The organism is Paenibacillus sp. JCM 9796 (assembly GCF_055379675.1).
This window is the reverse complement of the sequence record NZ_AP043723.1, coordinates 4,369,356-4,389,588: the sequence shown is the minus strand read 5'-3', so window position 1 is coordinate 4,389,588 and position 20,233 is coordinate 4,369,356. Positions and strand designations below refer to the sequence as shown.

Here is a 20,233-nt window from a genome sequence, read left to right as displayed (position 1 = left end):
GCCGAAGCTCCGATCAAAGAATGTTGATCCCGATAAACTTGCTTTCCATCATTTCCTGAATCGCGTATTTCACGCCTTCCTTACCGACACCGCTTAATTTAACGCCGCCATAAGGGTGATTGTCCTGGCGGTAGGTCGATATTTCATTAATCCACACGCCGCCGGTAACCAACTGATCCGCCAGGCGCAAGGCACGGTTGATATTGGTCGTAAAAACGCCCGCTTGAAGTCCGAAGTCCGAATCGTTAGCCATACGAACGGCATCCTCTTCCGTTTCGAACGGGATGACGGACACGATCGGCGCGAAAACCTCCTGACAGACAACTTTCATGTGCGGCTTGACATCGGCCAACACTGTAGGTTCGAGAACCGTTCCGATTCTTATCCCGCCCGTTAGAACGGTCGCTCCCTGACTCTCGGCATCCTTCACCCACAATTCTGCGCGTTTAGCCTCCGCCTCGCTAATCATCGGACCGATATCGGTCGTCTCCGACATTGGATCTCCGATTCGCAGCTGTTTTACGCTTCTCACGTATTCGTTAATAAAATCGTCATAAACGGAAGACTGGACATAGATTCGCTGTACCGAGATACAGGCTTGCCCGGAATAGGCGAACGCGCCTCGCACTAAAGCGGGTATCGCCACAGACAGATCGGCGTCGTCAAAAATCAAATTGGGAGCGTTAGAGCCAAGTTCGAGCGTTAGTTTCTTGAGCCCTGCCCATTCTTTGATCTTCAGTCCGATCGGCACACTTCCCGTAAAGGATATTTTGGCCACCCGCGGATCTTTCACGAGCGGCTCGCCGATGGACGAGCCTCTGCCAAGAACGATGTTCAGCGCTCCTTTCGGCAGTCCCGCTTCTTCGAACAAGCGCGTGAGTCGGAGCGCTGTCAAAGGCGTTTTGTCGGCAGGCTTCAATACGACCGTGTTACCGGCCGCAAACGCAGGCGCCAGCTTGTGCAGCACCAGATTCAACGGAAAATTGAAAGGCGTAATAGCAGCCACGACGCCTAAGGGGTAGCGGCGCACCATCCCGATCCTGTTTTCCCCGCCGACGGCGGCATCCATCGGAACGAGCTCGCCGCCCAGCGATTTCGCTTCATCCGAAGCGAAACGGAGCACCTGGACGGCGCGTCCGACCTCCCCCCGCGCATCGCGAAGCGGTTTTCCTGCCTCAAGAACGATGCTCTTAGCGAATTCCTCCGTACGCGATTCCAGCAGATCGGCGGTTTTGCGCAATATCGCCGACCGCTTGTAGGCGGGGAGATGCCGCATCGTATCGCGGAATACACGATCGGCTGTCGCGACCGCCAGTTCCAGATCGTCTGTCGTAGCGTATTCGACGGTTCCCGTGACTTCACCGGTGTAAGGATTTAGTACTTCTTGCGAAATGCGGCCGCCCCCGATGAGCTCTTCCCCATCAATGATCGATCCTGCATGAATGGTATGACCCGGCATAGCGTCTCCTCCTTACGATAAGGGATATTATTTACTTATGTTTTCTCGCAATGGCCTTGCACGCCTTCTCCGCCACATGCATTGCGGTTAATCCGAATTTGTTCAACAGAGCGCTGTTGGATCCTGATTCCGAATTTCGGTCCTGTACTCCGACCCGCTCCAAAGGAACCGGGTTATGCTCTCCAAGCAGTTCCGCGACGGCGCTCCCCAGTCCTCCGTAAATGCTGTGCTCTTCAGCTGCCACGACCGCTCCCGTTTTGCGGGCGGAAGCGATGACCGCTTCGGCATCGATCGGTTTGACGGACGGCAGGTGAAGAAGCTCCGCCGAAATTCCTTTTTGCTTTAGCAGCTCGACAGCCTCCAGACAGCGGCCGGTTTGGGTGCCGGTCGACACGATCGTGACGTCGGTTCCGACCCTCATGATCACGCCTTTCCCGAGTTGGAAACGGTAGCTCGCTTCGTCGAACAATACGGGATACGAATCGCGTGCCACCCGGATATAGACAGGTCCGTCGTACCGGTTCGCGAAATCCATCATTTGCTGCAGCTCGACCGAATCGGCCGGCGCCAAGACAATCATTCCCGGCAGCGTACGCATCATCGCGAAATCTTCAAGGGATTGGTGCGTCTTTCCCGTACAGCCGTTCAACAACCCGCTGTAAGCGCCGATCATCTTGACATCCATATGGGGCTGTGCGACAGTTACCACAATTTGATCGAATGCCCGCTTTACGATAAAAGCCGCAAAAGAGCATACCCACGGCTGAAGCCCGACGGAAGCGAGGCCTGCGGCGGTTCCCAGCATGTTCTGTTCGGCGATTCCCATTTGCAGAAATTTGCCGCTGTTGCGCTCCGCCACTTTATCCAGTTTCGTCGAGTTCGCCAGATCGCCGTCCAATGCGAACACGCGCGGATCGCTTTGCGATAACTCAAGCAGTTTGTCGCCGAATGCGTCTCTCATCGAAATGAGTGGGGAAAATGTCGTCAATGGATTCATTGTGCATTGCCTCCTTGAAGATCGGATAGAGCAACAGCCAGTTCCTGATCGGTCGGGATCTTGGAATGCCATAAGTAGTTGTTCTCCATATAGCTGACCCCTTTGCCTTTGACGGTATGAGCCACGATGATCGTAGGTCGGCCGTTCGCCTGTTTGGCGTCGTGCAGCGCTTTGATGATTTGCTTGAAATCATGTCCGTCGATCGAAACGACATGGAAGCCGAAAGCCTCCCAACGGGCTGCGGGATTAAAAACCGGGATTTCCCGCGTTCTTCCTTCCGTTCCTTCCCATCCATATTGCTGCAAGCGGTTGTAATCCAGAATGACCGTTAGATTGTCGAGCCGGTATTTCGCCGCAACGTCGGCCGCTTCCCACACTTGGCCCTCTTGCGCCTCGCCGTCGCCGATCATGCAGTAGGTCCGGAACGGCATTCCTTTCAATTTTGCCCCAAGCGCCATGCCTACCGCCGCCGATATCCCCTGCCCCAGCGATCCGGTCGACATATCCAGTCCCGGCAGCAGCTTCATATCCGGATGCGCCTGCAGGCGCGAATCGATTTCGTCGAACGTATCCAGCTCTTCCTTCGGAAAATAGCCTCGTTCTGCCAACGTGCAATATAAAGCAATCGCGGAATGTCCTTTAGAAAGGACAAACCGGTCTCTGTTTTCCCAAGAAGGATTTTTCGGATCGATATTCATAACTTCAAAATATAGCGCTGTCAATAAGTCCGTTGCGGACATAGGACCGCCCAAATGCCCCGCTCCGGCGTGATACACGGTTTTCACCACGTTCCGGCGGATCTCGGCGGCAATGTTCATTAATTTTTGCTCATTCACGATTTCCAGATGCTCCATGTTCAGCCACTCCTTTTAAGTGAGATATAGACGCCCATCTAATCGATTAGATTTTGTTTTAGAACTCATCTAATCGATTAGATGATAGCTTCATCATATCTCGAATTGCTAATTTTGTCTAGTAATGAATAGCCCGATTAGAGTGATTCGTTGAAACGGATTAACACTTTCATCAGATCTTCCCCGTTTTTTATCGCCTGAAACCCTTGCTCGATCGCTTCTTCAACCCGAATTCTTTTCGAAATCAATTCCTCCACGGGGAAATCCGCATCGTTCAGCAATCGAAGCGCCTCATGGAAATCGGAATACGTGTACACTCTCGTGCCCAAAACATGCTGTTCCTTCATCGTCACCTGTTGCAAATCGATAACGGGACTTTGCTTGAACATCCCCCCGGCAACGATCACGCCTCTTACTTTGGTGACTTCGACGGCCGCAGCCAACGAATGCGGACTGGCTGCAAGCTCAAACGAGATATCCGCTCCCTCCGCTCCGAAGAAATCTTTCATACGTGCGGAGGAATTTTCTTGTGCAGCATGTAAAGTATGGAATCCGAGCTTCTTTGCGAGCTTAAGGCGGTGCTCATTGATGTCCGTGACGACAACGCGCGAAGCTCCCGCTTTTTGCGCCACTAATGCAACCAAGATACCTATAGGACCGGCCCCGAACACGGCTGCCGTTTGCCCGAATAAAAGCCCGGAGCGCCTGATCATATGTACGGCAACCGCGGTCGGTTCGGTAAACGCCGCCCGGTCCATCGACATTCCCTCCGGAATTCGATGCAGCCTCTCTACAGGTACGCATATAAAAGAAGTAAACCCGCCATCCTTATCCAAGCCGTACAAACCAAGTTTTCTGCAAACATTGTAGTACCCTTGCCTGCACGGTTCGCACACGCCGCAGGAAATCAAAGGCTCAACTGCGACTTTGTCACCCGGAGAAACATTCGCATTCCCTGTAGCGTTGACCCCTTCCACGACGCCGGCAATTTCATGCCCCAATACGACCGGATTGACGATTCTACTAAAACCGCCTTGCCAAGCTACGATATCCGATCCGCAAATGCCCGCCCTGTATACACGGATCAGAGCCTCTCCTTGTTTAGGCGCCGGTTTTTCGCGCTCTAGGACGGAGAGCTTTCCGTTTAATTCGTATACCAATGCTTTCATGTTCTCCTCCTCGCGCTCACGCGTTCGCCAGCCATCCACCGTCTATATACAGCGTCTGGCCGGTCATATAATCGGAAGCCGAGGAGGCCAAGAAGACGCCCGCTCCTCCCAAATCATGCTCATTTCCCACGCGCCTCATCGGCGTGCGCTCGATCATCCATTTGACTTTGTCGCCATCCTCAAAAGCGGGGCCTGTCATTTTCGTTTTAAAATACCCCGGCCCTATTGCGTTCACTTGAATGCCGTCCTTGGCGAATTCTACGGCCATCGCCTTCGTTAGCTGTCTGACTCCCCCTTTACTTGCGCAGTAAGCGGCAAAGCCGTGAAACCCGACTTCGCTCGACAACGACGAAATATTAATAATCTTGCCCGCTTCTTTTTGCTGCATGTAAGGGATGACCAGCTGACTGACGACAAACATGCTCTTCAAGTTAACGTCCAGCACCAAATCCCAGTCATCGGCAGTCAAATCCAAAAATCCTTTGCGTACGTTTAACCCCGCTGCATTCACCAGGATATCGATTCCATTTTGTTCTGCGGCAACCCGGTCCACGAACGGTTTCAGTGCTCCGGCATCGCGGATGTCACACGCCTGATACAAACATTTTCTAGACATGGACTCGATATGACTGGCGGTTTTCCGAAGTTCTTCCTCCGTACGGCTCGTTAAGGCGATGTCTGCGCCGGCTTCGGCGAGAGCCTCCGCGATCATGCGGCCGATTCCCCTCGCTCCTCCTGTGACCAGAGCCGTTTTCCCATGCAAATCAAACAATGCAAATCCCCTCCCTATTCCATTAAAAATACCGGTTTCAATATTTTCTTATCCAATGCATCCTCAAAAGCCCGCTCAAACTGCTCCAAGCTGAAAACCGTCATGATCGATTCGACTTCGACAGCTCCCGAGGATAACAGTTCCAACGCTGTTTGATAATTTTGTTTCTTGCAGGCATAGCTGCCCACGATTCGAATTTCGCGTCGAACGATAGTCGAAAGATCTAATGCAGATAAATCTGAAAACAAACCGACAAGTATCAACTGCCCGCCTTTTTTCAACACGCTGATGCCAGTCTCTATGGCTGTTGTGCTGCCTGAGCAATCGATGATACAATCGAAAGCGCCGCACTTCAATTCGCCCATAACTTTACCGATCGCCTGTTTGGACAGATTGACCGTACGGATCCCTAATGCTCTGGCAGCCGGCAGCCTGGCTTCCTCATCGCTGCCGAGACCGATAATTACCGGAACCGCCCCCACCGTGCGGATAACTTGGGCGGCAAGGATACCGATCGGACCTGGGCCGAAGACGGCGACATAATCGCCTTCACGAATTTGGGCGCGGTCCTTTATCGCGTGCACGACAACAACCAGCGGTTCCGTCCAAACGGCGCGCAGCAAGTCCAAATCAGCCCGGATTCGATGAACGTCATACACTTTTGTGCAGATATATTCCGCGAACCCGCCGTCCAGATGCAGGCCTCGAACCCGGTAATGTTCGCAAATATGGTGATCTCCTGCCAAACAATATGCACAACGACCGCACGATACGTTGGATTCGACGATCACCCTGTCTCCCGGCTTGACGTCCGTTACTCCCTCGCCGACCTCCTCGACGATCCCCGACAGTTCATGGCCCAATATGACAGGAACAGCCATAAAGCTGTAGGACGGGTCGTAACGGTATGCATGAAGATCGCTGCCGCACACGGAAGCCGCGTGGATTCGAATCAGAACGTCGTCTTTTTGCGGCTTCGGGAGCTCCACCTCGCGTAATACGACATGCCCCCGCAGACGCTCTGTTTTCACTAAAGCCCTCATCTTCATACTCCTTCTTCTCTTTGAAGCACAATCTTGCCTCTGACCCGCTCCGTTTGACTCCATGTGTGGCCTTCCTTTACGCCTTCCAGCGTCAGCGGGAGCCGTTTGGTAACAACCGGCTTCAACTGTTCCGACTCAATAAGTTTCGTTAATTGATCAAGCCGCTGGGCATTCGGTTCCGTAAATACGTAGCTTGTTTTTATCCTTTTTTGCTCTGCCAGCCCGCTGCGAGGAATTTCCATATCCGGGCTGCCAAAAATCGTAACGAGATGGCCGCCATCTTTTAACACTTTGTAGCTTTGCAATAATATCTCTCCGCCAAGTGTGTCGAATACAACATCGTAGTCCGTCAATAACTCCGAAAAGTCCTCACAAGTGTAATCAATAACACAATCCGCACCCATGCTTTTGACAAACGAAATATTGCCGGTACTGGTCGTTGCCGCAACAAAAGCTCCAAGCGCTTTGGCAATTTGAATGGCCACCGTTCCGATGCCGCCGGCTCCGGCATGAATGAGCACTCTCTCCCCCGCCTTCAAGCCGGTGCAATCCTGCAGCGCCTGCCATGCAGTTATGCCGACCAGCGGGATGGATGCCGCTTCCGCAAAACCGATATTTTTCGGCATATGCGACACGAGGTTTTGTTTCACTACAATTTCGTCCGCGTAGCTCCCGTGCAAATGGATATCCGGCCTGCTATATACTTTGTCGCCGACTTTGAATGCCGTTACGCTTGCCCCAACCTCCTTGGCAATGCCCGCGAAATCCCATCCTAAAATTAACGGCAGGCGATAAGGAATCGCCTTTTGAAGATATCCCTCCCGAATTTTCCAATCGACCGGGTTTATGGCTGCCGCCTTGACTTCAATCAAGATTTCATCTTCGGCAATATCAGGAGTCGGAACAACGATCTCTTCCAACGCCTCCAGCCCGCCGTATCTCCGTATGCCTATCCCTTTCATCGATGCCTCTCCTTTCGAAACAATTACACTGCCGCTTTCTTGCTGCTTACACTTTGCAGGAAAATGCTTCCGATAATGATGACTCCCTTGATGACTTGCTGAGGGTAGTCGGGTATGCTCAAGAGATTCATAATATTGCTGATCAGCGCTAGAATTAATACACCGATGACCGTATGGATAACGCTCCCTTTTCCGCCGACGAGGCTCGCTCCGCCAATTACGCAGGCAGCAATGGCATCCAGTTCCAGGCCTATTCCGGTCACCGGCACGCCGACGCTGGAGCGGGAGGTGGCCACCAGACCGGCTACCGCACTTAACAAACCGCATATGGCGTAGACTAAAAATTTATATTTTTTCACATTGATGCCGGCCAGAAGAACCGCCGTTTCGTTGCTTCCCGTTGCGACGATCAGACGTCCGAAGGCTGTATATTTCATGAGCAAATAGAACAATGCCACTACAACGGCACCTAACAGGATCGGCCAAGGGATGCCGATGACCGGAATGAACGTATTGCCGAAATCATTCACAATTTGGGTAGACGCCTGATCCAGCGGCAATCTGACCGGCTGTCCGTTCGTCATCATAAATGCGAGCCCGCGGGCCATGGTCATCATCGCAAGCGAAGTTACAAACGGAGACATTCTGCTGTACGAGACCAGCAGCCCGGTTATGGAGCCAAGCGCCATGCCGAAAAGAACGGAAATGGCTATTCCGAGGATTAATCCGCCGACACTGGTAAATTCCCAGCTCGTCAGCGATATACTCAACATCATGCTGCCAACTGCCGCTACGGAACCTACCGACAAATCGATGCCGCCGGTTAAAATAACCAACAGCATTCCGATACTGACGAGAAACAAAGGGACGTTTTGTCTCAACAAATTGGAAACATTTTGGGCGGTGAAAAAGGCATCCGACAACAAGCTCGACAATATGATCAATGCCGCGAGTATGAAAAAAACATTATATTTGACTATAAAATCTTTGGCATCAAACTTTTTGGCCGCTCTAGTTCTGTAGTCGACCTGGTGATTTTGAATTTCTACATGTTCATTGTTCACTTCAGGATACCCCCATTGACAGCCTTATCAGGTTTTGTTCCGTCAGTTCCTCTTTGGAAAGCTCCCCCATGATTTCGCCTTCGCGCATCACCAGCACCCTATCGGACATACCGATAATTTCCGGCATTTCGGATGACACGATAATAATGGCTTTCCCCTCCTCCGCCAATTGATTTATAATTTTATACATCTCGACTTTTGCTCCTACGTCCACGCCGCGGGTCGGTTCATCCAAAATCAACACTTTGCACCCTATGGATAGCCATTTCATCAATGCCACTTTCTGCTGGTTGCCGCCGGATAAATTCGATACTTGGGTTTCTATCGAAGCGGTCTTGACGGCGAGCTTACCGACCCAATCGTTCACGGCGGATGTTTCTTTGCGCCGCTGTATCCATCCGAACGAATTGGTAAAAGCGTCAAGTGAATTCAGCGTAGCGTTGTTTTTTACGGACATTTGCAAAAGTACCCCTTGATTTTTGCGGTCTTCCGGCAGCATGGCGATTCCGCATCTTACAGCCTGTTTTGGACTATTAATATCCAACAGCTTGCCGTTTAGGTACACTTCCCCGCTATCCTTCTTATCCGCGCCGAATATCGCTCTCATCGTCTCGGTTCGTCCGGCGCCGACAAGCCCGCTAATTCCCAGAACTTCGCCGGCTCTCACTTCAAAACTGATCTGTTTAAACCGGCTCCCGCCTGTCAAGCCTTCCACCTTCAAAACGACGTCGCCAATATTCGCATTTCTGGCAGGAAAAAATTCGTTCAAATCGCGTCCGATCATCAAGTTAACCAATCCGGTTTTGTCGATCTCATTCACATGCACCGTGCACACATTGTTGCCGTCCTTAAGGACCGTGATTCTGTCGCATATTCTGAAGATCTCTTCAAGCCTGTGGGAGATATAGATGATGCAAACTCCGCTTTGTTTGAGCTTACCGATAAGCTGGAACAAGTTCTCTACTTCCTTTGAAGTAAGCACGGCGGTTGGTTCATCCAAAACAAGCACGGTTGAATTTCTCGAAAGAGCTTTGCAAATTTCCACGACCTGCTGATAGGCTACGGGCAGCTCCGCAACGGGAGTCATCACATCGATGTCTGCAAAGCCCAGCTGTTCCAGAAGCGTTTCGGCTTTTGCCCTTAATTCTCGCCAATTGATGAACGCCTTCCCGCTCCCTAGATTATCGATAAATATATTTTCTGCAACCGTCAAATGCTTGGCGAGGGCAAACTCTTGATAGATGACGGAAATGCCGTAGTGAAGACCGTCTCTCGGATTTGAGATGTTTGCTTTCTTCCCTTTAATCCATATCTCGCCTTCATCTTTTTGGTAAGCGCCGGACAAAATTTTCATGAGGGTCGACTTGCCGGCGCCGTTTTCTCCGATTAAACAATGTACTTCTCCTTCTCTGGCGCTAAAATTCACTTCATTGAGTACACGAAGTCCGCCAAAGCTTTTGCATATCCCCGACATTTCGATCAAATTGCCGTCTTTCACGTTCATCTCCTCCCTGCTTAAGTTCCGCCATAAGAGCCCGCTTCATTGCGCCTTGGACTCCTATGGCAGAACCAATACTAAATTTTTAAGATCCGGTTTTCGCCTTTAGATCTTTGAGCACTTCCGGGATTGTCTTGAACTCAATCGGTTGATATTTGAAAAATGGATTCGACTTATCCGGGTCGTAATATTGATCCACATTGTCCTTGGTGATCGCACCAGACTGAAGGTGGGTCTCCAGCGGCATATTGTTGGCATCAAAGCCTTCGGCAAAAATTTTATGAATCAACTGAATCGTTTCTACACCCAATTGTGCGGAATTGTACGGTCCGGTAACGAGCAATTCCCCGCTTTTGATGAGCTCTAGCGCCTCTCTGGTCCCGTCCGAAGAGCATGCCACCTTGATTTCGCCTTTTTTGTTAATATTGCCGAGTGCTTTCAGAGCGCCCATCCCCATAAAATCGTTGTCTGCAAGAATAATGTTCAGCTTGGAAGCATTGGCCGCAAGAAGATCTTCCGCAGCTTTGAGCCCGCCTTCCTCCGTCCAATTCCCGGTGCCGATTCCAAGCACCGAAAATTTCGTTTCGGGATCATCGAACTTGCCGCTCTTCTTGATTTGTTCAAACAGATAATATCCTCTGAGCATTGCCTCTTCTTTGGACATTGTTTTTCCCAGCTTTTGCATGCGCCCGTAAATGATCCCGCCAATCATTCCGTTCAGGCGGCTTTCCGAAGTGGCATTGCCCATAACGCCAATGATTAAGGCGGCGTTGATCGGATCCTCATTCTTGTATTGTTCGGCGACGTATTTCCCCGCTTCAAAACCGTTGGAATAAGAGCTCTGATTGATGGTCGTTATGACTGGAGCCGAGCTGTCCGGCGCCGTTCCGACAGCAATAACGGGAATCCCCGCCTCCACGGCATGCTTGATGTCGGATGCAACTCCCAATACGTCAGTAGGATTGACGACAAGGATATCGACGCCTTGGGTAATAAAAGAATCGATGGCCTGGCTTTGCTTTTCGAGTTTGCTTCCCGCAACCTGCACTTTCACTTCATAGCCGTATTTTTCCGCCATTTTTTTCGCGCTATCGATCAGATTCACAAACCACGGATTATCAAGAGTAATTTCAGACCAGCCGATTACAATTTTTTTCGGATCCTTCGGAGTTTTAGGCAACGCTTTTTTAATATTGGATCGATCTCCCATGTTGGGATTCGTTACTCCGGAAAGCGAAGTTTTAGGCAGCAATTGATAAATATCGGGATAACCGGTGTTTCTGTCAGCCGAGGCTTTCTGCGTACCCTGGACGGTTTTCGGTGCCGGCGCAGTCTGTTGATCGCACGCGGATAAAGCGGCAAGGGAAAGTGACATTGCCAATCCAAGCTTCAAGAATGCAGTTTTCTTCATGAACATGACCCCCTGGTATGATGGATATGTGATTACCAACGATCGACGACGTTAACTCCAACGGTCTTGAATTCGCCCATGGACATCAAAACGCCGCCGGCTTCTTCCAGGCTTACCGTTCGGGTGACCAATTTAGCCGGATTCAAGATCCCCTTCTCCACCATTTGAAGCATGGCCTCGTACCGATGCGCCTGCATGCCGAGCGAGCCGACAATGGAAAGCTCTTTCTGAACGATGACGTCGATCGGCATGGGAATCAAACCTTGCTCATCTTGCGATGTAAGTCCGATTTGCAGCTGGCGTCCTCTCTTACGTAAGCTGTGAACGGCATTTTGACATGTCGCTTTCACACCTAAAGCATCGACCGCTACATGAGCGCCGCCCTTCGTTAGTTCCGTTATTTCCCCGACCGCATCTTTTTCTTTGGCATTGATGGTTACGGCCGCTCCCAGCTCTTTTGCCAGTTGTAAGGACTCGTTATTAATGTCTACGGCGATCACTTTGGCGCCGATGGCGGATGCGATATGAATAGCGGAAAGTCCGATACCGCCGCAACCATGCACGGCGACCCATTCCCCCGGGCTTACCTTGACCTGATCCACGATTCCATGAAATGAGGTCATGAATCTGCATCCTAATGCGGCCGCCTCCACAAATGGGATGTTGTCGGGGAGAGCGACCAGATTGAGCTCGGCGTTGGGCACATGAACAAACCGTCCGAAGCCTCCCCAGTAATCGAAGCCCGGTGATGTATAATTTTCGCATACGTTTTGGTGCCCGCTTTTGCAGTGCTCGCATGTACCGTCGCCTTGACTGAACGGCACGATCACCCTGTCGCCTTTTTTGAAGCTTCTGACCTCGCTTCCCACCTCTTCAATGACACCGCAAAATTCATGTCCCAGCACGTGCGGCAATTCCAAATTCACGCCAAACCAGTTCCAGTCCCCCATCCATGCATGCCAGTCGCTTCGGCAAATGCCGTTCGCTTCGACGCGAACAATGACCCCGTGGGGAGTTAAAGTCGGATCGGGCATTTCCATGACTTCCAAAGGCTTTCTAATTTCCGTCAGAACCATCGCTTTCATGTACATTCACTTTCCCTTCTATAATTAAGTTTGGTGTAACCGCATACATTTCCGAAAACGAGAACGCTCAATCGCTAGCCGGTAAATAAATGGCCACTCCGTTGCGAATGGCAACACTTTTGATTTGCGTCGCTTCTTCAAGCGCCCCGATTAGCCCCTCCCGACCTAAACCGCTCATCTTGTAGCCGCCAAAAAATGTATAATCAGGACGGTAGTTGCCCGTATGATTAATAACCACCGTGCCGGATTCGATCTGATACCCTATATTCACGGCACGATTGATATTTTGGGTAAACACGGATGCATTCAAGCCATAGATAGAACGATTGGCAATCCCAACCGCTTCTTCATCCGTTGAAAACGGAATAATCGGAAATACGGGGCCGAATATTTCCATGTCCCTTGCTACCTCGAACGTGGAATCTACTTTCGTCAGCACAGTGGGCAGATAGTACGCATGATCGGCGATTTCCCCTCCAAGCGCGATCTGTGCCCCTTGGCTCTTCGTCATTTGGACTTGTTCGTGAACGGTTTGTAAAGCCCTTTCATGAATGAGCGGACCCAAGCGAACCTGTTCATTCAAAGGATCCCCATAGGTAACTTCGCTCAATTTCGCTAGCAGCAAATCAGTAAAATCGTTAATTTTTGATCGGTGCACCAGCATTCTCTTATTGGCACAACATACTTGCCCGTTATTCCATAGACGGCCGAGAACGGTTTGCTCCACTGCCAGTTCAATATCGGCATCTTCGCAAACAATCAGCGGGTCATTTCCTCCGAGCTCCAACTTGATGCGGCTTAAATGTTTGGCTGCTTGTTCGGCAACTTTGATGCCTGCCGCCGTGCTTCCTGTAAAACTGATGCCATTGACAAGCGGGCTTGAACTCAGCATTTGTCCGACCGTCGGTCCCGTCCCCGGAACAATCTGCAATACATTTTCGGGAAGTCCGGCTTCGTAAAGCAGCTTCGTCAATTGGAGAATCGTCAACGGATCATCCTCGGGCGGTTTTACGATGGCGACGTTTCCCGTTGCCATCACAGGAGCCACCTTTTGGGCAAAAAGCTCGGCTGGAAAGTTAAACGGAATGATGCATACGACGACACCCAAAGGTTCTTTTCTAGTTATATAAATATCGTTCTCGACCCCCGCTTGATGATCCAACGGCAGGTTCAGGCCGTATAAGGATTTGGCTTGTTCGGCAAAGGAACGGAATAACCGGGATACGGCTTGGATTTCCATTCTGGCCTGAGCGATAGGTTTGCCCGCTTCTTGACTCAACAGGGTAGCCAGACTTTCGGCGTTTTCCGTCACTCGCTTTGAAAATTCGATCAGAATTTCTGCCCGCTTCCAGACAGGCGTACGGGCCCACCCCGTCTTGGCTTTTGCCGCAGCGTGCAATGCATTTTCGACATCTACCCGGTTCGCGTGCGGCACAGTATCGATCGTCTCTTTCGTTGCAGGGTTTGTTACAGCGATAACTTGCCGATCTTCGTTATCAATCCATTCACCGCAAATATACATGTGCATTGCTTATCCCCTCCTAAATCTAATCGATTAGATTCTGTGAATAAAAGAGAGCCTCCACATTGGTTTCGATGAAGGCTCCTGTTGTAAATGATTATAAGCATGCCTTATAAATTTGTTTGATTTCTTCCGCGGTCACTTTTTTGGGATGGCATTCGATATCGAAATAATAACCTGTCAGTGCAATGGCCGTCGCTTTTTCAATATCGTTTTCCGTCATGCCGAAGGACGAATAGTTGACATGAAGATGGATATCCGACAACAGTCTCCCGACGAGCTCCGAGCATTTCTCCGCTCTTTGCCGCAAGCTTAGCGTGTTGACCGACGGATCGATAATCGACGAAATTTCGGCGAATTTCTCAAGATCCGCTTGCCAGCTCGCTTCCAATACGTTGACCATGCACGCCGCAATGCTGTCGCCATGTGGAACACCGAACATGCCGCCTACAGGCTGAGCCAAGGCGTGGGGCAAAGCGACTCCGATCTGCGCGATCGCGGCTCCGGCAAGCGTGCTCGCCCAGGCCATGTTGTTCCTTGCCTTGATGTTTCCGCCGCTGGCTACGGCTTCGGGAAGATTTCTTACAGCCAGGCTCATCGCCTCTCTGCTCACCATATCCGTAAACGGATTCGCTCTCACGCTGATAAATGCTTCCAGCGCATGGGCGAACGCATCGAAGCCGGTGGACGCCGTAATTTTGGCAGGCATCGACATCGTCAGCTCCGGATCGACGATCGCCAGCTTAGGAAATATCCGTTCGCTGACAATTGTGCTCTTCTCCTTCAGCACCGGGTTGTTCAGTACGGAGAACGGGGTCGCTTCCGAACCTGTACCCGAGGTGGTCGGGATGGCGATAAGCGGCAGCGTATCGTATCCGGGCCACCGCACTTCATGGTCGTTTCGCTGCGTGTAGTCCCAGGAAGAGCCTTGACCCTTCACCATGACGGCCAAGCCCTTACCGAAGTCGATCGCGCTGCCTCCGCCGACTGCAATGACGAAATCGCAATGTTCGGATCCTGCCAGACGTGCGGCTTCGTCGATCTTGAAGCAGCTTGGATTCGGCTCAATGTCGGAGATAATGAGGCTGTCGACAGAAACTTTTCTCAATTCGGAAGCAATCCGATCCCCCATGCCTTGCGAATGCATGAACGGATCGATGGCGATCGCCGCTTTCTTCCCCATTCCCTGAACGTAGTCTGCGATGCGGCCAACCTTGCCCGCTCCGAACTCCACTTTCGGCATGAAGCAAGTAAACATTGCACTTTCTCCTCTCTTCCGTTACCGCTTTCGTTCAATACAATTTCAAACCGTTTCGTATGGCTACGCTTTTGGTTTGAGTCACTTCTTCAAGCGCGCCGATGAGTCCTTCCCTACCGAGACCGCTCATCTTGTAGCCTCCGAAGAATGCCACGTCCGGCCTGTACGTGCCGGTATTGTTCACAGCGACAATGCCCGATTCGATTTGGTAAGACGCGTTCATGGCGCGGTTGATATCCCTGGTAAACACGGAAGCGTTCAAGCCGTAGCACGAGCTATTGGCGATCGCGATAGCTTCCTCGTCCGTTTCGAACGAAATGATCGGAAATACGGGGCCGAATATTTCCAAGTCCCGCGCTACCTCGAAAGACGGAGCGACGTTTGTCAGGACCGTAGGCAAATACCAGGTATTGTCAACGATTTCCGCACCCAAGACCGCTTTCGCACCTTGTTTTATCGTAGTTTGAACTTGACTGTGAACGGTATGCAGCGCTTCTTCGTCGATTAACGGACCGATCCCTACATGCCGCTGCAGCGGATCGCCATGCTGAATGCGCTGCAAGCGGGCCGTCAATAAGTCGGTAAAATCGCTGACCTTGGAACGATGAACGATCATTCGTTTATTGGCGCAACAAGTTTGACCATTCATCAAGGTTCTGCCGAATACCGTCTGTTCGACGGCGAGTTCCAGATCGGCATCGTCAAAAACGATCAGAGGATCGTTGCCGCCCAGCTCCAGCTTCACGCGGCTTAGATGCTTTGCCGCATTGATTGCGGTTCTGATTCCGGTTTCCGTGCTTCCCGTCAAGCTGATTCCGTTGACTAACGGACTTTGCGCCAGCATCTCGCCGACAACCCGGCCCGATCCGGTAATCGTCTGCAGCACGTTGTCCGGCAAGCCCGCTTCATAAAGCAGCTTGGTCAACTCCAATATCGTCAGCGGCGCTACATTGGCAGGCTTGATAATGACGACGTTGCCCATGGCCAGCGCAGGAGCAACCTTCTGGGAAAATAGCTCTGCAGGAAAATTAAAGGGTACGATACCGACGATCACGCCTATCGGCTCTTTCCGCGTCAAATAAATGTCGTTCTCTACTCCCGCCTGCATATCCAGCGGAATGTTGAGTCCATGAAGCGTTTTGGCTTGCCCGACAAAATTGCGGAACAGCCGTGCGACCGTTTCGATCTCCGCTTCCGATTGCGCGATCGGTTTGCCGACTTCCTGACTCAACAACGCAGAGAGGCATTCTTTATTTTCCAATACCCGATCAGAAAAGCGAAGGATGATTTCTTCTCTCTTCCAAAGCGGCGTGCGGGCCCACCCTTTTTTTGCGCTTTGGGCCGCTTGCAGCGTTTCTTCCACATCTTCCTCTGTAGCGGAAGGTACCGTATCGATCACTTGCTTCGTAGTCGGATTCAATACCTCGGTTACTTTCCCGTTCCGGCTCGCTCTCCAAGTTCCATTCATATACATTTCCATCGTTCACAAGCTCCTTTTCCTTATTTTTCGTGTTACCGGCTTTATCGCCTTACTCCCTGCAGCATGACGGCAATGATAATAATAATACCTTTAATCACCTGTTGCGGATATGCCGGTACATCGAGCAAATTCATGATGTTGCCGATCATGCCGATAATCAGTACGCCGATGAGCGTATTGAGTGCGGTTCCTCTTCCGCCGCTCAGACTGGCTCCCCCTACGACTACGGCTGCAATGGCGTCGAGCTCGATGCCGATGCCTACCAGCGGCGAACCGACACCCGTCCTCGCCGTGCTGATAATACCCGCGAGCGCCGCAAACGCGCCGGAAATTGTGAATACGAGCAGTTTGTAGGGTGCCGTTCGTACACCGGAATACGTAACTGCAGCCTCGTTGCTCCCGATTGCCGTAATCATTCGTCCCGCAACCGTAAACCTAAGCAGGAACACGGTGAAAGCGAAGACGATGATCATCAGAATCGCCGGAATCGGGATACCGAACATAAAGCCGTTGCCGATATAGTCTGTCAGAATCGAGTTGTTGGTGCTGACCGGCGCCCCTTTGGAGATCATGTACGACAGCCCTCGTGCGATCGTCATCATAGCAAGTGTGGCAATAAAGGAGGCGATTCGCCTGCCCGCCACCAAATATCCCGATAAGCATCCGGTCAAAGCCCCGACCGCGATGGTCACGGCAAGGGCGACAGGAAGCGGCCATGATTGGGACGATAAAAAATAGGCACAGAGTACGCTTCCCAGCGCCAATATGGATCCGACCGACAGGTCGATGCCGCCGATCAAGATGACCAACAGCACTCCCATACTAATGATGCCGATTCCGGACAACTGACGCAACAAGTTCAGTAGATTTCGTTCGGTGAAGAACACATCCGAAATCATACTGGAGACCACCAGCAAAACAAGCAAGACGAGCACCGTATTATATTTCTGAAACCAACCGAGAACCTTATGTCCGGCAGCCGAAGAAGGCAGCAGACGCCTTTTCGTCTTCGCTTCTGCGCTATAGCTGCTCATGGCGCTACCCTCCTATCGCGTGACGCATGATGTTTTCTTCCGACAGTTCCTGTTTGTTCAGGCCGGTTTGAATGGATCCGTTTCTCATGACCAGCACCCGGTCGCACATACCGATCACTTCCATCATATCCGAGGATATCATAAGGACCCCCTTGCCCTGAGCCGCCAGTTCGTTCATTAAATTGTAAATTTCCACTTTAGCGCCGACATCGACTCCCCGGGTCGGTTCATCAAATATCACGACGCTGCAGTCTGCCGTATACCATTTGGCGATCGCTACTTTCTGCTGATTGCCGCCGCTCAAATGGCCGACTTTCGTATCGATCGACTTCGTCTTAATGCGCAATTTCTCAATTAGACCTTGTGCTACCCGGGCTTCCTTCTTCTGGCGAAGCGTTCCGAAAGGTCCGGAAATGCTTGCCATATTCGGAAGATTGATGTTGTCCGTAACGGACATGTCTAACAGAACCCCATGCTCTTTCCGGCTTTCCGGGACGAGAGCGATGCCCAGCCTAACCGCTTGTTTGGGCGATTTGGCATGAACCGGCTTTCCGCGCAGTATCACGCTGCCCCCGTCTTTCGGATCGATTCCGAACAACGCCTGAGCAAGCTCGGTTCTGCCGCTGCCCATCAAGCCAGCTATGCCAACAATCTCGCCTGCGCGCAAATTGAACGTGCACTGGTTGACTCTACTGCCGGAATTCAAACCATCCACCTGTAAAATCACTTCACCCGGTACCGTATTCCGTTCGGGATAGAACGCTTCCAGGTTTCTGCCGATCATCATCCGGATCAAGTCATCGTGGCCGACTTCCGATGGCAGCACCGTATCTACCTTGGTACCGTCCTTAAACACCGTAATCCGGTCCGAAAGCCGATAAATTTCATCCATGCGGTGAGAGATGTAAACGATGCTGACCCCCTGCTCCTTCAATCGGACAAGTACCTTGAACAATTTTTCCGCTTCGCTAGGAGCAAGCACCGCTGTAGGCTCATCCAGAATAAGCACTTTGGTTTGCCTGGACAATGCCTTGGCGATCTCTACGACCTGCTGGTAGGCTACGCTTAAACGACCTGCTGGCGTTCGGGAGTCCAGAGGGAAGCCGAGACTTTCGAGCAGCGCGTCGGCTTCCCGAAACAGCTTCTTCCAACGAACCAAATGCCCCTTCTCTCTCAGCTGGGACATATAGATGTTCTCCGCAACCGTAAGATCGGGAGCGAGCGAGAACTCCTGGTAAATGATGCCGATCCCTAGCTCCCGTCCGATGTGCGGATTGCCGATCGAAACCGGTTTGCCGTCCATGCGGATAACGCCGCAGTCGCTTTGATAAACGCCGGACAAAATTTTCATCAACGTCGATTTTCCCGCCCCGTTCTCTCCGACAAGAGCGTGAATTTCCCCGCGCTTTAGCGAGAAGGAAACGTCCTTGAGCGCCTGCAGACCGCCGAACGATTTCCTGATGTTGTGCATTTCGATGACATCATCCGAGGCCATACGCGATCCCTCCCTTACACCTGCCTGGGATACTCCGATCCATCCACTTAAAACTGGGCGTTCGGATCATAATATTTATCCACGTTTTCTTTCGTAATCGCTACCGGCGGCGTGTACGTAATTTTCGGGAACGAACCGCCCTCCTCGAGCAGTTTGACAGCCGTCTCTACGGCCATTTTCCCGATCAATGCGGGATTGTTCATCCCGGTAACGCCATAGTCGCCGGATTTGATCAGCTGCAGCGCTTCTTTCTGCCCATCTGCGGCGGCAACGATCAGAATGTCGTCTTTCTTGCCTGCGGCTTGAATCGCTTTCATGGCGCCGAGGGCCATACTGTCGTTTTCCGTGACCAATACGTTGATATCCGGGTGAGCGGTTAATATATCTTCCGTCGCCTTCAAGCCGCCTTCATTGCCCCAATTGCCCCAGCCTTGGGCGACGATTTCAAATCTGGAGCCGCCAGACATGCTGATCTGGGTTTCGGTCAAGCCGCGAATGACGCCTTGGCGCCGTTCTTTGCCGACCGGATTGCCTTGAGCGCCGCTGAGCAGCGCCATCTTGATGTCCTTGCCTTTCATTTGCTTCGCCAGCCATTCGCCCACCAGCTCGCCGTTTGCCAAATTGTTGGATTGGATTGTCGTAACGAAATCGGCGGACGGATCGATGGAGCTGTCGACGATAATGACCGGAACCCCCGCTTTCGTTGCGGCTTTCGTAGCGGGAACGGACGCTTGAGGATCCTTCGGATCCATAAGAAGGACGTCGATATTTTTGGCCAGCAAATCGTCTACGTCGGCAAGTTGTTTATTGATGTTATCCTGCCCGTCGATGGACACGAACTGGACGCCCATTTCTTCCGCCGTCTTTTTGGCTGAATCGACCAAAGCAACGAAATAAGGCGCGCCTAATGTAAATTGGGAATAGCCGATTTTGATTGATTTACGGTCTTTCTTGACTGCCGGCTTTTGTTCGGTTGACGCCGCCGGCGCTGCTTTGCCGGCTTCCGACGATGAAGTCACCATTTTGCAACCCGTCATCGCAAACATGATAAGTCCCATTGCCGTTACAGCCGTCATTGCTTTTTTCATTTTTCTCACGTTTGAACACCCCTTTTGTATATACTTGATAAA

General features: G+C 51.5%; 17 protein-coding genes. All 17 read right to left on the bottom strand.

Annotated elements, in window-relative coordinates:
- Nucleotides 1-13: 13 nt before the first annotated feature.
- The gene (locus ACZ439_RS21105) at nt 14-1,459 is read right to left on the bottom strand and encodes an aldehyde dehydrogenase family protein (RefSeq protein WP_464620144.1); all 1,446 of its coding nucleotides are present in this window, start codon (nt 1,457-1,459) and stop codon (nt 14-16) included.
- A gap of 31 nt (nt 1,460-1,490) precedes the next feature.
- Nucleotides 1,491-2,456 (bottom strand): transketolase family protein, encoded by a 966-nt coding sequence (locus tag ACZ439_RS21100; protein WP_054796767.1) that lies wholly within the window; start codon nt 2,454-2,456, stop codon nt 1,491-1,493.
- Nucleotides 2,453-3,310 carry a transketolase gene (locus tag ACZ439_RS21095; RefSeq protein WP_054796766.1) on the bottom strand — a complete coding sequence of 286 codons (858 nt, stop codon included), beginning with the start codon at nt 3,308-3,310 and terminating at the stop codon, nt 2,453-2,455. The genes ACZ439_RS21100 and ACZ439_RS21095 overlap by 4 nt, the downstream gene beginning before the upstream one ends.
- Nucleotides 3,311-3,447: 137 nt before the next feature.
- Nucleotides 3,448-4,479 carry a zinc-dependent alcohol dehydrogenase gene (locus ACZ439_RS21090; RefSeq protein WP_464620143.1) on the bottom strand — a complete coding sequence of 344 codons (1,032 nt, stop codon included), beginning with the start codon at nt 4,477-4,479 and terminating at the stop codon, nt 3,448-3,450.
- Between the two features lie 16 nt (nt 4,480-4,495).
- Nucleotides 4,496-5,251 carry an SDR family NAD(P)-dependent oxidoreductase gene (locus tag ACZ439_RS21085; protein ID WP_054796764.1) on the bottom strand — a complete coding sequence of 252 codons (756 nt, stop codon included), beginning with the start codon at nt 5,249-5,251 and terminating at the stop codon, nt 4,496-4,498.
- Nucleotides 5,252-5,265: 14 nt separating this feature from the next.
- Nucleotides 5,266-6,294, bottom strand: coding sequence for a zinc-dependent alcohol dehydrogenase (locus ACZ439_RS21080; RefSeq protein ID WP_464620142.1), 1,029 nt, complete (start codon nt 6,292-6,294; stop codon nt 5,266-5,268).
- Between the two features lie 2 nt (nt 6,295-6,296).
- The gene (locus ACZ439_RS21075; RefSeq protein ID WP_464620141.1) at nt 6,297-7,256 is read right to left on the bottom strand and encodes an NADP-dependent oxidoreductase; all 960 of its coding nucleotides are present in this window, start codon (nt 7,254-7,256) and stop codon (nt 6,297-6,299) included.
- A gap of 23 nt (nt 7,257-7,279) precedes the next feature.
- Complete coding sequence (locus ACZ439_RS21070; RefSeq protein ID WP_464620140.1) at nt 7,280-8,320, bottom strand: ABC transporter permease; 1,041 nt, start codon at nt 8,318-8,320, stop codon at nt 7,280-7,282.
- A gap of 1 nt (nt 8,321) precedes the next feature.
- The gene (locus ACZ439_RS21065; RefSeq protein ID WP_464620139.1) at nt 8,322-9,818 is read right to left on the bottom strand and encodes a sugar ABC transporter ATP-binding protein; all 1,497 of its coding nucleotides are present in this window, start codon (nt 9,816-9,818) and stop codon (nt 8,322-8,324) included.
- An 85-nt stretch (nt 9,819-9,903) separates the two neighbouring features.
- The gene (locus ACZ439_RS21060) at nt 9,904-11,229 is read right to left on the bottom strand and encodes a substrate-binding domain-containing protein (protein WP_464620138.1); all 1,326 of its coding nucleotides are present in this window, start codon (nt 11,227-11,229) and stop codon (nt 9,904-9,906) included.
- Between the two features lie 32 nt (nt 11,230-11,261).
- Complete coding sequence (locus ACZ439_RS21055) at nt 11,262-12,320, bottom strand: zinc-dependent alcohol dehydrogenase family protein (RefSeq protein ID WP_464620137.1); 1,059 nt, start codon at nt 12,318-12,320, stop codon at nt 11,262-11,264.
- Nucleotides 12,321-12,381: 61 nt separating this feature from the next.
- A complete protein-coding gene (locus ACZ439_RS21050) occupies nt 12,382-13,842 on the bottom strand; it encodes an aldehyde dehydrogenase family protein (RefSeq protein WP_464620136.1) in 1,461 nt (486 codons plus the stop codon).
- Nucleotides 13,843-13,933: 91 nt separating this feature from the next.
- On the bottom strand, nt 13,934-15,094 hold the full coding sequence (locus ACZ439_RS21045; RefSeq protein ID WP_464620135.1) for an iron-containing alcohol dehydrogenase: 1,161 nt from the start codon (nt 15,092-15,094) through the stop codon (nt 13,934-13,936).
- A 34-nt stretch (nt 15,095-15,128) separates the two neighbouring features.
- Nucleotides 15,129-16,574 (bottom strand): aldehyde dehydrogenase family protein, encoded by a 1,446-nt coding sequence (locus ACZ439_RS21040; protein ID WP_464620134.1) that lies wholly within the window; start codon nt 16,572-16,574, stop codon nt 15,129-15,131.
- Nucleotides 16,575-16,615: 41 nt separating this feature from the next.
- Entirely contained in the window at nt 16,616-17,608 is a 993-nt protein-coding gene (locus tag ACZ439_RS21035; RefSeq protein WP_464620133.1) for an ABC transporter permease, read from the bottom strand.
- A 4-nt stretch (nt 17,609-17,612) separates the two neighbouring features.
- Complete coding sequence (locus ACZ439_RS21030) at nt 17,613-19,103, bottom strand: sugar ABC transporter ATP-binding protein (protein WP_054796753.1); 1,491 nt, start codon at nt 19,101-19,103, stop codon at nt 17,613-17,615.
- Nucleotides 19,104-19,150: 47 nt separating this feature from the next.
- Nucleotides 19,151-20,191, bottom strand: a complete 1,041-nt coding sequence (locus ACZ439_RS21025) for a substrate-binding domain-containing protein (RefSeq protein WP_464621152.1) — start codon at nt 20,189-20,191, stop codon at nt 19,151-19,153.
- Nucleotides 20,192-20,233: the final 42 nt, after the last annotated feature.

What these genes read in the sequence shown, in the direction of transcription:
- ACZ439_RS21105 (WP_464620144.1), bottom strand. Translation starts at nt 1,459, where the DNA reads ATGCCGGGTCATACCATTCATGCAGGATCGATCATTGATGGGGAAGAG.
- ACZ439_RS21100 (WP_054796767.1), bottom strand. Translation starts at nt 2,456, where the DNA reads ATGAATCCATTGACGACATTTTCCCCACTCATTTCGATGAGAGACGCA.
- ACZ439_RS21095 (WP_054796766.1), bottom strand. Translation starts at nt 3,310, where the DNA reads ATGGAGCATCTGGAAATCGTGAATGAGCAAAAATTAATGAACATTGCC.
- ACZ439_RS21090 (WP_464620143.1), bottom strand. Translation starts at nt 4,479, where the DNA reads ATGAAAGCATTGGTATACGAATTAAACGGAAAGCTCTCCGTCCTAGAG.
- ACZ439_RS21080 (WP_464620142.1), bottom strand. Translation starts at nt 6,294, where the DNA reads ATGAGGGCTTTAGTGAAAACAGAGCGTCTGCGGGGGCATGTCGTATTA.
- ACZ439_RS21075 (WP_464620141.1), bottom strand. Translation starts at nt 7,256, where the DNA reads ATGAAAGGGATAGGCATACGGAGATACGGCGGGCTGGAGGCGTTGGAA.
- ACZ439_RS21060 (WP_464620138.1), bottom strand. Translation starts at nt 11,229, where the DNA reads ATGAAGAAAACTGCATTCTTGAAGCTTGGATTGGCAATGTCACTTTCC.
- ACZ439_RS21055 (WP_464620137.1), bottom strand. Translation starts at nt 12,320, where the DNA reads ATGTACATGAAAGCGATGGTTCTGACGGAAATTAGAAAGCCTTTGGAA.
- ACZ439_RS21050 (WP_464620136.1), bottom strand. Translation starts at nt 13,842, where the DNA reads ATGCACATGTATATTTGCGGTGAATGGATTGATAACGAAGATCGGCAA.
- ACZ439_RS21045 (WP_464620135.1), bottom strand. Translation starts at nt 15,094, where the DNA reads ATGTTTACTTGCTTCATGCCGAAAGTGGAGTTCGGAGCGGGCAAGGTT.
- ACZ439_RS21040 (WP_464620134.1), bottom strand. Translation starts at nt 16,574, where the DNA reads ATGGAAATGTATATGAATGGAACTTGGAGAGCGAGCCGGAACGGGAAA.
- ACZ439_RS21035 (WP_464620133.1), bottom strand. Translation starts at nt 17,608, where the DNA reads ATGAGCAGCTATAGCGCAGAAGCGAAGACGAAAAGGCGTCTGCTGCCT.
- ACZ439_RS21030 (WP_054796753.1), bottom strand. Translation starts at nt 19,103, where the DNA reads ATGGCCTCGGATGATGTCATCGAAATGCACAACATCAGGAAATCGTTC.
- ACZ439_RS21025 (WP_464621152.1), bottom strand. Translation starts at nt 20,191, where the DNA reads ATGAAAAAAGCAATGACGGCTGTAACGGCAATGGGACTTATCATGTTT.